The organism is Xanthomonas sp. SHU 308 (assembly GCF_000364645.1).
In the GTDB taxonomy this organism is placed as follows: Bacteria; Pseudomonadota; Gammaproteobacteria; order Xanthomonadales; family Xanthomonadaceae; genus Xanthomonas_A; species Xanthomonas_A sontii.
In genome coordinates, this window is the sequence record NZ_AQOK01000616.1 from 1 (window position 1) to 451 (window position 451).

At 74.7% G+C, this 451-nt stretch carries 1 protein-coding gene; it reads right to left on the bottom strand.

All coding sequences use genetic code 11. The features are described from left to right. The coding region (locus tag D588_RS25185) for an AAA family ATPase (protein ID WP_043085669.1) at window positions 1-451 on the bottom strand (451 nt) is incomplete at both ends.

Genomic DNA, 451 nt, shown 5'->3' on the forward strand with positions numbered 1-451 from the left:
TGGTGCCCGGCCAGGCCGCCGTGGTCGTGCGCGACCGCGCTGTGGCCGAGCAGCGGCTGCAGCGCCTGGGCGTCGTCGGGCTGCAATGCGTCGCCGGGGCCGGCGGCCTGCAGGATCGCGGCGAGCACGTCGCCGGCTTCCACCGAGGGCAACTGGTCGGCGTCGCCGAGCAGGATCAGTTGCGCGCCGTCGGCCACGGCGTTGACCAGCTTGCACATCAGCGGCAGGTCGACCATGGAGGCTTCGTCGATCACGATCAGGTCGAACGGCAGCGGATTGTCGGCGTCGTGGCGGAAGCGCGGCAGGTCGGGGATGACGCCGAGCAGGCGATGCAGGGTGCTGGCGCCGGCCGGCAGGGCCTCGGCCAGGGTGGGATCGACGCCGTCGGCGAGTGCGCGCGCCACCGCGGCGCGCAGGCTCTCGGCCATGCGTTCGGCGGCGCGGCCGGTGG